The sequence below is a fragment of the Staphylococcus sp. HMSC14C01 genome, assembly GCF_001808085.1.
Classification (GTDB): Bacteria; Bacillota; Bacilli; order Staphylococcales; family Staphylococcaceae; genus Staphylococcus; species Staphylococcus hominis.
Map to the genome: position 1 here is coordinate 53,957 of NZ_KV792021.1, position 14,401 is coordinate 68,357.

Annotated in this window: 16 protein-coding genes and 1 pseudogene; 2 read left to right on the forward strand and 15 right to left on the reverse strand. The window is 30.1% G+C overall.

The window, feature by feature from the left end:
- Positions 1 to 9: 9 nt before the first annotated feature.
- From HMPREF3131_RS02685 to HMPREF3131_RS02745, 13 genes and pseudogenes are all read right to left on the reverse strand, one after another.
- Complete coding sequence (locus HMPREF3131_RS02685; protein WP_017176324.1) at positions 10 to 513, reverse strand: GNAT family N-acetyltransferase; 504 nt, start codon at positions 511 to 513, stop codon at positions 10 to 12.
- Positions 514 to 530: 17 nt separating this feature from the next.
- On the reverse strand, positions 531 to 2,000 hold the full coding sequence (locus tag HMPREF3131_RS02690) for a S41 family peptidase (RefSeq protein ID WP_017176323.1): 1,470 nt from the start codon (positions 1,998 to 2,000) through the stop codon (positions 531 to 533).
- Between the two features lie 201 nt (positions 2,001 to 2,201).
- The gene (locus tag HMPREF3131_RS02695) at positions 2,202 to 2,423 is read right to left on the reverse strand and encodes a YozE family protein (RefSeq protein ID WP_070436443.1); all 222 of its coding nucleotides are present in this window, start codon (positions 2,421 to 2,423) and stop codon (positions 2,202 to 2,204) included.
- Complete coding sequence (locus HMPREF3131_RS02700; RefSeq protein WP_002449797.1) at positions 2,423 to 2,923, reverse strand: PTS sugar transporter subunit IIA; 501 nt, start codon at positions 2,921 to 2,923, stop codon at positions 2,423 to 2,425. The genes HMPREF3131_RS02695 and HMPREF3131_RS02700 overlap by 1 nt, the downstream gene beginning before the upstream one ends.
- A gap of 12 nt (positions 2,924 to 2,935) precedes the next feature.
- The gene (msrB, locus tag HMPREF3131_RS02705; protein WP_002449905.1) at positions 2,936 to 3,364 is read right to left on the reverse strand and encodes a peptide-methionine (R)-S-oxide reductase MsrB; all 429 of its coding nucleotides are present in this window, start codon (positions 3,362 to 3,364) and stop codon (positions 2,936 to 2,938) included.
- Positions 3,357 to 3,884 carry a peptide-methionine (S)-S-oxide reductase MsrA gene (gene msrA, locus HMPREF3131_RS02710; protein ID WP_017176321.1) on the reverse strand — a complete coding sequence of 176 codons (528 nt, stop codon included), beginning with the start codon at positions 3,882 to 3,884 and terminating at the stop codon, positions 3,357 to 3,359. The genes msrB and msrA overlap by 8 nt, the downstream gene beginning before the upstream one ends.
- A gap of 101 nt (positions 3,885 to 3,985) precedes the next feature.
- Positions 3,986 to 4,831: a DegV family protein gene (locus HMPREF3131_RS02715; protein ID WP_017176320.1), complete on the reverse strand. Its 846-nt coding sequence runs from the start codon at positions 4,829 to 4,831 to the stop codon at positions 3,986 to 3,988.
- 21 nt (positions 4,832 to 4,852) lie between these two features.
- Positions 4,853 to 5,329, reverse strand: coding sequence for a dihydrofolate reductase (locus HMPREF3131_RS02720; protein WP_048679885.1), 477 nt, complete (start codon positions 5,327 to 5,329; stop codon positions 4,853 to 4,855).
- Positions 5,330 to 5,370: 41 nt separating this feature from the next.
- Positions 5,371 to 6,327 (reverse strand): thymidylate synthase, encoded by a 957-nt coding sequence (locus HMPREF3131_RS02725; protein WP_017176318.1) that lies wholly within the window; start codon positions 6,325 to 6,327, stop codon positions 5,371 to 5,373.
- 181 nt (positions 6,328 to 6,508) lie between these two features.
- On the reverse strand, positions 6,509 to 6,943 hold the full coding sequence (brxA, locus tag HMPREF3131_RS02730) for a bacilliredoxin BrxA (RefSeq protein WP_017176317.1): 435 nt from the start codon (positions 6,941 to 6,943) through the stop codon (positions 6,509 to 6,511).
- A 13-nt stretch (positions 6,944 to 6,956) separates the two neighbouring features.
- A pseudogene (locus HMPREF3131_RS02735) lies at positions 6,957 to 8,072 on the reverse strand (conserved virulence factor C family protein).
- Positions 8,073 to 8,089: 17 nt separating this feature from the next.
- Positions 8,090 to 8,338, reverse strand: coding sequence for a NifU N-terminal domain-containing protein (locus HMPREF3131_RS02740; RefSeq protein ID WP_002449746.1), 249 nt, complete (start codon positions 8,336 to 8,338; stop codon positions 8,090 to 8,092).
- An 11-nt stretch (positions 8,339 to 8,349) separates the two neighbouring features.
- Positions 8,350 to 8,544 (reverse strand): zinc-finger domain-containing protein, encoded by a 195-nt coding sequence (locus tag HMPREF3131_RS02745; RefSeq protein ID WP_002449911.1) that lies wholly within the window; start codon positions 8,542 to 8,544, stop codon positions 8,350 to 8,352.
- A gap of 199 nt (positions 8,545 to 8,743) precedes the next feature.
- Between HMPREF3131_RS02745 and HMPREF3131_RS02750 the strand changes: the two genes are divergently transcribed.
- Both HMPREF3131_RS02750 and HMPREF3131_RS02755 read left to right on the forward strand, forming a co-directional pair.
- A complete protein-coding gene (locus HMPREF3131_RS02750) occupies positions 8,744 to 9,448 on the forward strand; it encodes a queuosine precursor transporter (RefSeq protein ID WP_049382033.1) in 705 nt (234 codons plus the stop codon).
- 99 nt (positions 9,449 to 9,547) lie between these two features.
- Positions 9,548 to 9,949, forward strand: coding sequence for a ribonuclease HI family protein (locus HMPREF3131_RS02755; RefSeq protein WP_002449811.1), 402 nt, complete (start codon positions 9,548 to 9,550; stop codon positions 9,947 to 9,949).
- Between the two features lie 63 nt (positions 9,950 to 10,012).
- On the opposite strand, the gene HMPREF3131_RS02760 is transcribed toward HMPREF3131_RS02755, so the two are convergent.
- Entirely contained in the window at positions 10,013 to 10,897 is an 885-nt protein-coding gene (locus HMPREF3131_RS02760; RefSeq protein ID WP_049415968.1) for a 5'-3' exonuclease, read from the reverse strand.
- Positions 10,898 to 10,911: 14 nt separating this feature from the next.
- Positions 10,912 to 14,355 carry a dynamin family protein gene (locus HMPREF3131_RS02765; RefSeq protein ID WP_049415971.1) on the reverse strand — a complete coding sequence of 1,148 codons (3,444 nt, stop codon included), beginning with the start codon at positions 14,353 to 14,355 and terminating at the stop codon, positions 10,912 to 10,914.
- Positions 14,356 to 14,401 lie beyond the last annotated feature (46 nt).

The following is a 14,401-nucleotide window of genomic DNA, read 5'->3' on the forward strand; positions in this document are numbered from 1 at the left end:
CCTCTATTCTTATATGTTTTTATAATATGCATAGAATGGTGCGCCTCTATCGAATGGATGATAGTCAATTTTTGTTTCTCCTACTTTTTGGAAACCAAATTTCTCGAATAAACCTTGAGCGGGTTTATTTAATGCAAAAGTATCTGTCAGAATCACATGGATATGATGTTCTTCTGCTAATTTAACTGCAAAATCAAATAATTGAGTTGCTGCACCTTTATAATCTTTAGAACCAGCTAATCTATGAATAACATAAGCGTTATTTCTATCAACTGGCCATTCTAAATCATCATACCACTCTGATTGTTGTTGGTCGACAACAATAAATCCATAAATAGTGTTATTTTCTTCTAAAACATATAACGTCTCTGTATCAATATCTTCCTTAAAATGTTCAGTAGCTGGGTATTTATCGTCCCACTGATTATTCCCAAATGATTTCATTAAATCTTTTGCTTCTGACACTAATGTTTCGATTTGATTAATATCTTCATGTTTACCTAGTCTAATCATATAATAGTTATTCCTTTCTATTTTATTAATTTTAATAATTTGTCTAAGACTGTGTCTTCTTTATTTGATTTTTCAACTAATAATTGAGTGAATTTTTCATTTGTTTTGGTGTCAAATTTTCCCGTTTCAGATAGTTGATTATCTGATTGGAATAGTTTAATAGCATTAGCTAATTGATTATCAAATTGGTTTGATTCATCTCCGTTATAATAACCTAAAGCATCTAAACCAATTTTTATCGATTTAACGTTTTTATTATTATCGCCAACAGAATATGTTTTATCAGACGGAATAACACTTAATGATTGATACTTAGGAGAATCAATTGTAACATCTGGTCTAATACCTTTTCCATGAATATAATGATCATCAGGTGTTAACCATTTCATTTGTGTATATTTTAATAATGACCCATCTTTAAGTTCTCGTGTGGTTTGAACGATTCCTTTACCAAATGTTTTTGAACCATACACTTTAGCTTTATGGTGATCTTTCATTGCCCCTGTAAAGACCTCTGACGCACTTGCGGAACCTTCATTTACTAAAATACTCACTTTCATATCTTTAACATCTTTTAAAGCATCATTTGAAGTTTTAATTGCTTCTTTATCATTGCCTTTTTCAAGTTGAACAACAGTTTGACCTTTATCAATAAAAATATTAGCCATTTTAACTGCTTCATCTAATAATCCCCCTGGATTATTACGCAAGTCTAAGATGATATTTCGAACACCAGCATCATGAGCTTTTATAATTGCAGATTTTAATTCACCCGCAGTATTTTGTTGGAATTTAGTAATCGTAAATACAGCTATGTTACCTTTTTTCTTATACTCCACACTTTTGACATGAATTTTACCACGTTTAATATTAATATCTTTTTCTTCAGAACCGCGTTTAATAGTTAACCTAACATTTGTGCCTTCTTTACCTCTTACCACTTTAACAACTTGATCTAAAGGTTTACCTACTACAGACTTACCATTAACTTTTGTGACAACATCTTTAGGTTGAAGGCCAGCTTTTTCAGCAGGAGAATCTTTCATAGGACTTGTAATCATAATATCTTTATTTTTCTTTTGCATTTCTGCACCAATACCTACAAAATCTCCAGATACATCTTCATTAAAGCTCTTTGTTTCAGACTTTGTCATGTATTCAGAATATGGGTCTTTTAATTCTTTTACCATACCATTAATTGCAGCTTCAGAAAGTTTACTTGAGTTTTGTTTTTTGTAATAGTCTGTATCTAACGTTTTATATGCAAATTCTATTTTTTTCATTTCTTGACGCTCTTCTTTAGTTAAACCACTTAACTTATGACTGATTCCTATCGTTGCAAATACAGCTATAATTGTTGTAATGATAATAACACTTAATAAAATTAAGATAAACTGCCATATTTTCAAATGCATCTTTTTTTTAGGAGATGCATGTCTTTTTTCATCTGATTGTCCGTCATGGTGCTCCTCAGAATGATTATTCATAAAATCACTTCCTCTAATTACATCTTGTCTCTTATCATTTTATATAAAGACATACCTAGTATGTCTTTATTTTTAAGCAAACGCAAATTATAAGAAATTGTATTCTTAATTAGATAAAAATAAAAAGAGTGGCATATAAATCTAAAATTAAGATTTTATAACACCACTCCATATCATATTTAGACATAAAATGAATTTAAATTAGAATTTTAACCATTCTGTATATTCTTCATATAAATCATCAAATACGGACATAGGTAACGTAATGTCACTTTGCATTTCGATATAGTCTGATAATACGTTGAAGTCACTTTCATGTTTTGGAAACGATAAGTCATTGAAAATGTCTTCGGCTAATTCACCTTTATCATCTTTACGTCCTCTAGCCGTTAAGGCAAATTGATAAAATGAATAATCTTTCATTAGCTCATTGTCACATCGACAACTTTAGTTTCGCCTTTAATAACAGCTTTAACATCATCGAGTGAAATAGATTCTGTTTGATCAGAATTTGTAATAATAATAGGTGAAATAACTGATTTGGCATTATTTCTAATAAATTCTAAATCGAATTTGAGTAAAGGGTCGCCTACTTGTACTGTGTCACCACTGCTAACCAGTACATTAAATCCTTCTCCGTCTAACTGAACAGTATCTAATCCAATGTGTACTAAAATTTCAAGACCATTTTTAGTTTTTAAACCAATTGCATGTTTTGTTGGAAAAACATTATCAACTTTTCCAGCAACTGGGGAAACTACCTCACCTTCAGTAGGATTAATACCGAAACCTTCACCCATCATTTTTTGGGCAAATACAGGATCTGGTATATCTTCAATTTTGACATATTCACCTGTTAATGGTGCATATAGTTGAGTTTCCTTATTGACTTCTTTATCTTTACCAAATAATTTTTTAAACATTATTCATCGCTCCTATTTATTAAAATGTTGTATCAAATCGCCATATCCTAATTCTTCTAATTTTTCGTATGGAATAAATTGAATAGCTGCAGAATTAATACAATAACGCAATCCGCCACTTTCTTTTGGGCCATCATTGAATACGTGACCTAAATGACTGTTAGCATCTTCTGATCTAACTTCAGTTCGAATCATACCAAATGATTTATCTACGAGTTCAACAATTTCATCATCGTCTAATGCTTTTGAGAAACTTGGCCAACCACAATCAGATTCAAATTTCTCTTCAGAAGTAAATAAAGGCTTACCAGAAATTTTATCTACGTATATTCCTTTGTCAAAATGATTCCAATATTCATTTTGAAAAGGAGGTTCTGTACCATTTTCTTGAGTAACGAGATACTCCATATCATTTAATTCGCTTTTATCTTTTTTAATCATTTTGAGACCCCCAATGTGATTCTATAAATGCTTTTCTACCAGAACCGCGTTGATATTGCTCATAATGCATAGGATTTTTTTTATAATAGTCTTGATGGTAATCTTCCGCTGGATAAAAGTTTTTGTAAGGAAGAACTGGTGTGATGATTGGTTTTTTAAAAATACCTTCTTCATTTAGTTGTTGGATTTTTAATTCAGCAGCTTTTTTTTGTTGTTCATCATGATAAAATATTGCTGGTTCATAGCTTTCGCCTCTATCAAAAAATTGCCCTTTATTATCTGTCGGGTCAAATAGTTTAAAGTAAACATCCAAAATATTTTCAAATGACGTAATATCTGGATTATAAGTAATTTGAACTGCTTCTCTATGACCAGTTTGATTTGAACATACTTGTTCATACGTTGGATTTTCTATATTTCCGCCACTATAACCTGATACGACATCTTCAATACCTGGGTAAGATGTAAAAGGTTTAACCATACACCAGAAACATCCTCCTGCTAAAGTTGCATATGCCATTATATTACCTCCTCTATCTTTCTTTAAATTTACGATATAATGATATGAAATTAAAGTAATTAACTCAGAGATCAATAACTTAAGTCACCTATTATTATCTATTATCCTCTAACTACGACAAGACCGATAGCGCCTTGACCAGTGTGTGTAGAAATGACTGGTGTCGTTACATTAACATCATAATTTTGTTGTCCAAATGCTTCATTAAATTGATGTTTTACTTTTTCAATGAATTCAATCGTATTTGCATGTGCAATACCAATCGATTGAATAGTATGATTTTCAATAAATTTAGCAATTTCTTTTTTTAGATATTGAATACTAGAGTTTTGTGTACGAGAATTATGTACGATTTCTAAATATCCCTCTCTAAGTGTTCCTATCGGTTTTATTTTCATAATATTTCCGATTAAACCTTTTGTTTTACTGATGCGTCCACCTTTAATTAATTGATTGAGTTGGCCAATAACAACAAATAGTTTAATATTTTTCTGCAATTCTGAAATATGTTTAATAATTTCTGCACTTGAAAGATTAGTGTTTACAAGTTCTACTAAACGTTGAATTTGGTATGCTAATCCAAAAGAAATTGATTTTGAATCAATCACATTTACTTTTGCTTCAATCATATTGCTCGCTTGTAAAGCAGTCTGATATGTTCCACTTAATCCTGAAGACATATGAATGCTAAAGATTTCTACATCGTCATTGTCTTTATCAAGTTGTTCATATAATTCAATAAATTTACCAATTGATGGCTGACTCGTTTTAACGTCAGCGTCTTCTTCAATACGTTTAATGTACTCCTCGGATGAGATATCTACTTGATCTACAAATGATTCTTTATCAATGGTTAAATTTAATGGAACAACATGGATGTTATGTTGATTTAAATATTCAGCTGATAAATCTGAGGTAGAGTCTGTAACGATTACTTGTTTAGTCATAATTTCTCCTGTTAATTTATTTTATTTTCGTACTAAATGTAAAAAGGTATGTGGAATAGTATTTTTTCCATCAAGTTGACCCTCTTCAGAAGATACAACCGTCCAATCTTCAAATGTATAGGGAGGGAAAAATGTATCACCTTGATGTTTTCCATCTACTACAGTGATATACATATCGTCAACTTTATCAATCATTACTTCAAATAATGTTTGGCCACCAAAAATAAATACATGACCCTCTAAGTTGTAGATATCATCAATTGTGTGAATCACTTCAACGCCATCAGGTTTAAAATTGTTATCACGAGTTAAAACTACATTTTTTCTATTTGGTAATGGTTTGCCAATGGACTCAAATGTTTTTCTACCCATTACAAGTGTATGGCCAGTTGAGAGTTGTTTTACATGTTTTAAATCATTTGGAATATGCCATGGTAGAGCATTTTTATAACCAATGACACGTTGTTGATCATGTGCCACTAAAATTGATAAGGTCATTTATCATATCCCCTTTTAGTTTATTTTTAATTAAAGATAGATTACACAGCAATGGGCGCTTTAATTGCTGGATGAGATTGATAGTCTACAAGTTCTAAATCTTCATAATTAATATCAAAGATTGAGTGTTCAGAATTTATTTTTAATGTAGGAGGTGCAAAACCTTCTCTAGAAAGTTGAGTCTTAATTGCCTCTATGTGATTAGAATAAATATGTGCATCTCCAAAAGTATGAATGAATTCTCCAACTTCTAAGTTACATTCTTTAGCAATTAAATGCGTAAGTAATGCATAACTTGCAATATTAAAAGGCACACCTAGGAAAATATCTGCACTACGTTGATAAAGTTGACAACTTAATTTGCCATCTTGTACGTAGAACTGAAACATTGTATGACATGGTGGTAATGCCATAGTATCAATTTCAGTGGGATTCCATGCTGAAACTATGTGTCTTCTCGAATTAGGGTTTGTCTTAATTTGCTGAATAACTGTTTTAAGCTGATCGAAATGATTACCATATTGATCTACCCAATCACGCCATTGCTTTCCATAGACATTTCCTAAATCACCATATTTTTTAGCAAAAGTATCATCATTCAACACTTTCTCTTTAAATTTTTTCATTTCCTGTTGATACATTTTATTGAAATTTTCATCTTCTTGAGAACGATGTCCAAAATTTGTCATATCTGGACCATGATAATCTTCAGATTGAATATATTTTTCAAAAGCCCATTCATTCCAAATATTATTATTATATTTTAATAAATACTGAATATTAGTATCTCCTTTTATAAACCACAATAACTCAGTAGCAATAAGTTTGAAAGATATTTTTTTTGTAGTGAGTAAAGGGAATCCCTTCGTTAAATCGAAGCGGATTTGATGTCCAAATTTAGAAATGGTACCTGTATGTGTTCTATCATCACGTTGATTACCAATTTCTAAAATGTCATTACATAAATCGTGATACGCCGAATCAAAAGGATTGAGCATATGTACATCTCTCCTAAATTTTATATTAATTATCATTATACTAGAAAATAGAAAGATATTGAATGAATTATATTATTTCAAAACATTTTTATATTTAAAAATCTCCAATAATAAATTATCAAACTGATATAATTTATTATTGGAGATGCATATTAAGATAGATTAATTTAATATAATCATATTAACAATTTTCGTCGAAAGCATCTTTAATATCCATACAAATATCTTGAATATCTCTACCTTCAATATGTTCACGCGGAATAAAATGCTTTAATTCTGTACCTTTAAATAAAGCATACGAAGGGCTTGAAGGTACTTGTTGGATATAATCGCGCATTGTTTGCGTTGCTTCTTTATCTTGTCCAGCGAATACTGTGACTTTATGTGTTGGCTTTTTATCATTTTGATCAGCAACTGCTACAGCAGCAGGTCTCGCTAAACCAGCAGCACAACCACATGTAGAATTAATAACAACAAATGTTGTTTCGTCATCTTTAACATTGTTCATATAGTTTGATACATCTTCACTTGATTCTAAACTTGTAAAACCATTATCAGTTAATTCAGAACGCATTTGTTGTGCTAGTTCATGCATATATTGTTCATACGGATTCATATAAAAAACTCCTTTAATGTTTATTACGATTAGCAATTTGTTTCCATACGGAACCTAATGCTTCATCGCCATTTTCAATTCTAGAAATTGCCATTTTCACTTGAAGTTTTACTTCGTAAGCATTGTCGTTTGCATGCGCTCTTAGAGATGCTAGTTGCGCTTCGCCACCTTCTTCAAATAAAAACATTGCAGCTCTCCAACGAACAATTTTTTGTGGATCATCAAGTGCTTTTTCCATTTCTGGCAAAGCTTCTTTATAACCTAAATCACTGATACAGTCTCCAGCTGTACGTCGAATAGCTGGATGCTGATCATTTAATCCTTTATACAAATATGGCAATATTTCTTTACTTTCAATCATACCAAATAAAACAATCGCTTGACGTCTTAATGGTAACTTATTTTCATTTAGGGCTTGCTCTAAGAGTGGAATATCCTCAAGTGTTGGTGTTGGGAATTCTGTTAACATTCTGAGACGTACTTTCCAGTCTGATTCATTCAAGTACTCCTCGTATGAAACATGTTGATAAAAATGAGATGTACTTTTCGTTTGTGTAGATAAAGCTTGAACGACTAATTGTTCCAATCGACTTTTTGGATATAATGCAATGATTTCTTCATAAACTTCTTCCATAACTAGAGAAAGTTCTCCATAACGTAAACCAAGCTCTTTTCATTTTCTAAGAAAAATAACATTATCATCATCTTCTTGTGCTTTAAGCATACTATTAATAAAGATATCAGGTAGTTGTTTACGTACTTCTTCATGAGCATTTGTTAATTTAATTTGATATGGGATATTTTTAAAAGTGAGTATCTCTGCTTTCACTTCTCCATAGTGTTCATCAAACTGAGATGATTGACTAATAGTTTCCTCTTTTTGAAGTGACGCAGTAATTTGAGGTAATACCTCTTCCCAATTTGCTTTCGGATACTTATCAATAGCTAAAAAGTCAATTACATGAAATATAGATTTAACATCTTTAATTTGTAATAAGTCATTAATAAAATCAGGTTGAGATGTTTTGACTTCTGTATATGTGTTCGACTGATTATCAGCACGCTTTTCACTTAAAACGATTTTCATTGTATTTGGGCTTGGTGTTGGTTCAATTTTTAATATTTCCACTACTGTTCCTCCTAAAATTAAAATGTGTCTTCAATTTTAGGTACAAGATCATCCCAATTGGCATATTCCTCTTTATCTACTGAAATAAAATCCATGACATAAAAAACTGACTTTACTCCTTCGATATCAAATAATCGATTAATAAAATCAGGTTGCCCATCTTGAGCAGATGTATACGTATTTGATTGATTATCTTTACGTTTTTCACTTAAATTAATTTTAATCGTATTATAATTTGGTGTGTCTTCAATTGACTTTATATGCATAAAATTCCCTCCTATTGAAGTTCATTGCCTAATTGCTTAATTTGCTTACCTATTGAACATTCAGAAATACAAAAATGATGTGCTTGTGTTTTTCCTTCTGTTTTTCTAATGTGTGTTTTCAGTAAACATTTATCACAATAAGTATTCATTAATTCATCAATTTTTTCTATTGCATTTTGTTCGGAATGTGTAAGTATAACTTTCACTCCTTATACTTAATTTTATAAATATGGAGTTATTATAACTTATATGATGATCATTTTAAAATAATCGATTTTATTTTTTATTATTTATAATATGAATTGATTAATGAGTATTGAATTTGAATTACTTTTACTATAAAATATTAAAGTTGCTTAGCGGTTTCTAAACACCCGCATTATCAAAATTTAGGAGGAATAAATGATGTATAATGAATTTTTTGGTATTGCTACTTTTTTTGTAACATTTATTGTAATGGTTTTAATGTATCGTTGTTTTGGTAAACAAGGTCTTATCGCTTGGGTAGCTATCGGTACAATTATTGCTAATATCCAAGTCATCAAAACGGTTGATATTTTTGGTATCTCAGCAACTTTAGGTAATGTAATGTTTGCCTCTATCTACCTAGCTACAGATATTTTAAATGATATTTATGGACGAAAAGTTGCTAAACGTGCTGTATGGTTAGGCTTCTCATCAACTCTTGTTATGATAATTGTAATGCAAATGTCATTACATTTTATACCCGCACCAGAAGATATATCTCAAAAAGCATTATCTACGATTTTTGATTTAGTGCCGAGAATTGCTTTAGGTTCAATTATTGCTTATATTATAGGGCAACATGTAGATGTGTTCATCTTTTCAATGATAAAAAAAGTTTTCCAATCAGATAAAACATTTATTATTAGAGCTTATGGAAGTACGGTATTAAGTTCAATTATTGATACTGCATTATTTGTAACTATCGCATTTATCGGTACATTGCCTGCAAGTGTTGTATTTGAAATCTTTATTACTACGTATGTTTTAAAATTAGTCTCAACGATTTTCAATGTTCCATTTGGTTATATTGCGAAGTCTTTCTATCGAAAAGGAAAAATTCAAAAATTAGACGAAGGTTATTAAAACAATCATACATGCATATTGTTTAGGTTTACTAAGCAATATGCTATTTTTAAATAGACAAATAGTGTTTAATTAATGCTTAAACTAGAGGTGTTTTTAATGGCTAAAATATTTTTTGATGCTGCGACGAGTGGCAATCCGGGACGTAGTACGTGTGGGATAGTAATTAAAGAAAATGATATTAAATATACGTATACACATGATTTAGGAGAATTGGACAACCATAGTGCTGAATGGTCTGCATTCATTCATGCATTAGAACATGCTCGTGAATTAAATGTTTCAAATGCTTTATTGCATACAGATTCTAAATTGATAGAAGATAGCGTGAATCAAGGTTATGTAAAAAATGCGCGTTTCAAACCATTTTTTGAAAATATGGAGATTTTAGAAGCAAGTTTTGATTTGCTATTTGTAAAATGGGTTCCAAGAGATAAAAATAAAGAAGCAAATCAATTAGCACAACAAGCTCTATACAAATTAATTAAGAATAAACAATAATAATGTAAAAAAGAAGATAAAAGAATTTATGTTGAATTCTTTTATCTTCTTTTTTTATCTGTTTTACATTAAAATTTTTGAAGCAAGATATTTACCAGAGACATAAAGTTCGTGTTCATTACAAATTGAAAGAATATGATTCAATGAATGTGTATATTCCATTTCTTTATATAATGCAGTTGTATCGATAGGCACATCCGTATAGATTTCCGCTAATTGTTTGGATAAAATCAAATTTTCTTTATCAGTTGCAATTTTTTTCTGTTGACCAGGTGTAAGTGATTCGATATGGTCTAGTACGTTTTCAACGCTACCATAAGATTGTATTAATTTAATGGCGGTTTTTTCCCCAATACCTTTAACACCAGGATACCCATCTGCTGAATCTCCCATAAATGCTTTAATATCAATAAGTTGAAGTGGATGTAATGCATACTCTTCATTAAAACGATTAAGAGTATAATGATGATAAATATTAAAACCTTTTCTGATTAACCAGACTTCTACTTGTTCATTGATACATTGTAAAATATCTCTATCTCCAGTTACAATATGTACTTCATTATCTTTTGAATATATTTTAGCGAGTGTTCCTATGACATCGTCTGCCTCATAATTTGCAACACCGATATTCACAAAACCAAATTGTTCTGAAATGTCTTTTACGTAATCGAATTGAGGTATCAATTCTTCTGGTGGCGCAGGTCTATTTTGTTTATAAGAAGTATACATAGCATCTCTAAAGGTCGCTTGCCCCATATCCCAACATATCGCAACATGGCTTGGTTTAATATCCTTAATTGCCGTAAAGATATGTCTAACAAAACCTTGAATCCCATTGGTTGGCATACCTTTAGAATTATACATAAATTGATTGTGTAGACTTGTAGCATAAAAATGTCTAAATAAGAGTGCCATTCCATCTACAAGTAAGACACGTTGAGTCATATTAATCCTTCTTTCTAATTTAAAAGTGGTTCCAATTGTTGATTTACTGTTTCTAATTGTTCAATGAGTGAATTATCGATACGTTTAGATAATAAGTCATTGATTTGCTCTAAAACATTATTATTTAACTGATTAAGTTCGATGTTCGCGTCGTGAGTTAAGTTAGATACATAATAATTTAATTGTTGTTTTAATACGTTTAGTGATGGTTGTAGCAGTTCTAGTGTATTTGTACAAATCATTTCTTGCAGTTCTCTTTGCGCATTTGCATTTAAAATTTTACGTTTAGACAACTGTTTAGGTAAAACTGAAAGCATCTCTTCTAAACTAATACGTAATAGTGCATCATCAGTAAACGGCGCTGTTATTTTAAAATGAGGTTGGATAAGTACATGAACTGAGTTTAATTTTTGAATTGTTGGTGCTATTTGTTGATCTAATTGAGAAGTAAAGTATGTTTTTATTCTTTCGACTAATAAAGTTTGTTCTAAATATAATCGTTGATGAACTTGATCTAAGTACATTTTCGTAGCACGTTTCTTTTCATCATTAAAATCATTATTTTGTGTCATTTGACTATTATATACTTTTTTAACCTCATCTAATAATTGAAGCTGTAATCGTTTATTTAAATGATAGATTTGTTCTTCAACCTCATTTTTAGTATGCTGCTCACTTGTATGAATAATTTGGTTAGTTAATGGTGTTTTATTTTTATAAGTTTCAAGTTGTTGTTGTTGTTCTAACATACGTGTTTGATTTGTTTTAAATTCATAGATGATTTGATTAAAGTTATCGCGCATTTGCTCGATTTGATGAATCATTTGCTTCTCTAAAATCGTTTTCGATTCAGTTTCGACAAAATGATTAATACTTTCTTTTAATTTAAGAATGCCTTCATCTTTAGTCTCCAATGCACGTTTACTTGATACACCGAATAATTCAGATGGCAGATTCACTTGAGATAGAGCATCTTTTACATACTGCTCCACTGCTATTAAATCTTCATTAGTTTCAGCTAAATCTATCGCATTAATAATCATTTTAAATGTCTGTGCTTCATTTAATTGGTTAATATCTTTCATATGTTCAATAAATGCTTTGTCATTATCAGTAAATGAGTGATTAAAATAGCTCACATATAAAATTAGGTCTGAAGAAGTTAAGATGCGTTCAGTTTCATTTGTATGTCGTTGATTATTAGAATGTAACCCTAATGAATCAACGATAATTTTGTCTTTTAACCAATCCAGTGGAAGTTGTATATGAACGGTTTTAACAAATGTAGCGTATTCGTCTTCAGCACTCCATTGCTTAATTTCATTTTGTGAAATAGTATGTGTTATACCTTCTGTTAGCATATCTTGGTACATTGAAAAGTGCTTCTCTACTGATGTTATAAAAGCCAATTGATTTTTTTCTAATTGTTGTTTTAAAGACTCAATATTACTATTCATAAATTTTTCTAACGAGTTAAAAGAAACGTTTTGATATTCAAGTAATTGGTTTAATTCATTTAACAATTGCGTATTTGTTTTCAAAGTAATTTGACTATCATGACCATATGAGATTTCAGTCGTAGCTGCTGTTGTTGGATTAGGTGAGCTTACAAGATAATGATCTCCAAGTAAAGCATTAATCAAGCTACTTTTTCCTGCACTAAATGTACCAAAGACGCCTATTTTTACAATTTTATTATCTATGCGTTGCAATGTTGCTTTGATGTCTTGCTTAGTTTTATTGAATAAAGGAACAGGCTCAATGATAGCCAGAGCTTTCTGAATATCAAAGTGATGAGTTGTCGTATCCTTAGTTGATGTAATATCTTCGTCTAAATCATTTGTTGAAGATATGGTTGATTGATTAAGTTTATAATGTGTTTCTGTTCGATCAATTAATTTATCGAGTGAGTCATTTATATGAATATAATAATGTTTATAATTTTCAGTTGTTAATGACTGTTTTAAATTCTTGAACTCAAGATACTGTTCATATAAATGTGCATCATTATCTTCTATGTTAGATAATTCCGTTGCTTCAGTATGTTCAATAATGTCTTTAAATAATGAATCTGATTGTTTTTCGATAGCACGTGCAATTGCTTTTAAAACGTCATCACTAAATGTGAGCACATAGGTATTATTAATGCTTGTTTGTACTTGATATAAATTAGAAATTAAAGTAGGTTCAATTTCATAATGTTGATTTAAAATTCGTTGATTTACTTCAGAATGATGAATAAAGCGAGTTACAAAAGATAAATCTTCACGCATTGGTTGACGAATGTGTCGATTCACTTTTTCTTGTAAACGGTCTACAACAATTTGTAAACGTTTTGCTCTCTCTTCTTCCGTTTTCTTTTTTTTATTTAGAAGACCGCCCACTTTGAAGTCTAAAGCCATGCTTTCAAGATAATAACGAATATCTTCTCGCATATCATGAGTCATAATATAAGCATTATCTAATATATTTTTCCGTTTTTCTTTTAAGTACGTTAATAATTGAGAAGAATGATTTAATAATTGTGCTTCTTCACTTATAGCTTGATTCTGTTGAAATTGTTTATAGGATTCTTCAAATTCGGATTCATTGATATTTAAAGCGTCAAGTATATTTTGCATATGCTCTTGAATATATGAAAGCTGAGTACGATGTATAAATTCAATGATACGTGTTACAAAATCTTCAATAGGTTCACGTAGTTTATCTTGTTCTACTAAAAACTCTGAGAATAAATGAAGTTGATTGTTTGGATGATCAAATTTACTAACATAAAATAGTTGAGCGACTTTAATATCCCAATCTTGTATAGATTGTTCTACTTTTTGTTTAAATGTATCAAAAGAAATTTCATTCTCATTATGCTTATCAATTTGATTGATAACAAAAATAATAGGTATGCCTACTTGATTCATGCGTTTCATAAATTGGAAATTGAGCGCAGACTGAACATGATTATAATCAACTATATACACAATCATATTGCTTGTATATAAAAATTGTTCAGTAGTGGATTGGTGTGTAGAAACATTTGAATCTACTCCTGGAGTGTCTTGTAATGTAAAACCAAGATTAAACTTATTTGAAGGAAACTTTATTTCAATAGATTCCACATCAATATTTAATCGGTTCATTATTTTTACATCATCATACGTTTTTAACTTAGCATATTTTTGATATTCTAAATTAGCAATAATTTCTTCTTCTTTTGAAACAGAAACTATAGCCGTATTACTCGTTGTTGGTACAGGTGAGCTAGGCAATATATCTTGTTCTAATAATAAATTGATTAATGTTGACTTACCAGCTGAAAAATGTCCAACAAATGATAAAGTATATTGATTTAAATATACTTTTTTAATCACTTGATTTATTGTATGTACTAATGCTTCGTTATTCGATTTTTCTATTTCTTTTTTTAATTTGTATAATACATCTAATTGTTCATTATTTTGCATAATGCTATCCCCTTTATTTCACTCACTCTAAAATATAAAAAAATTA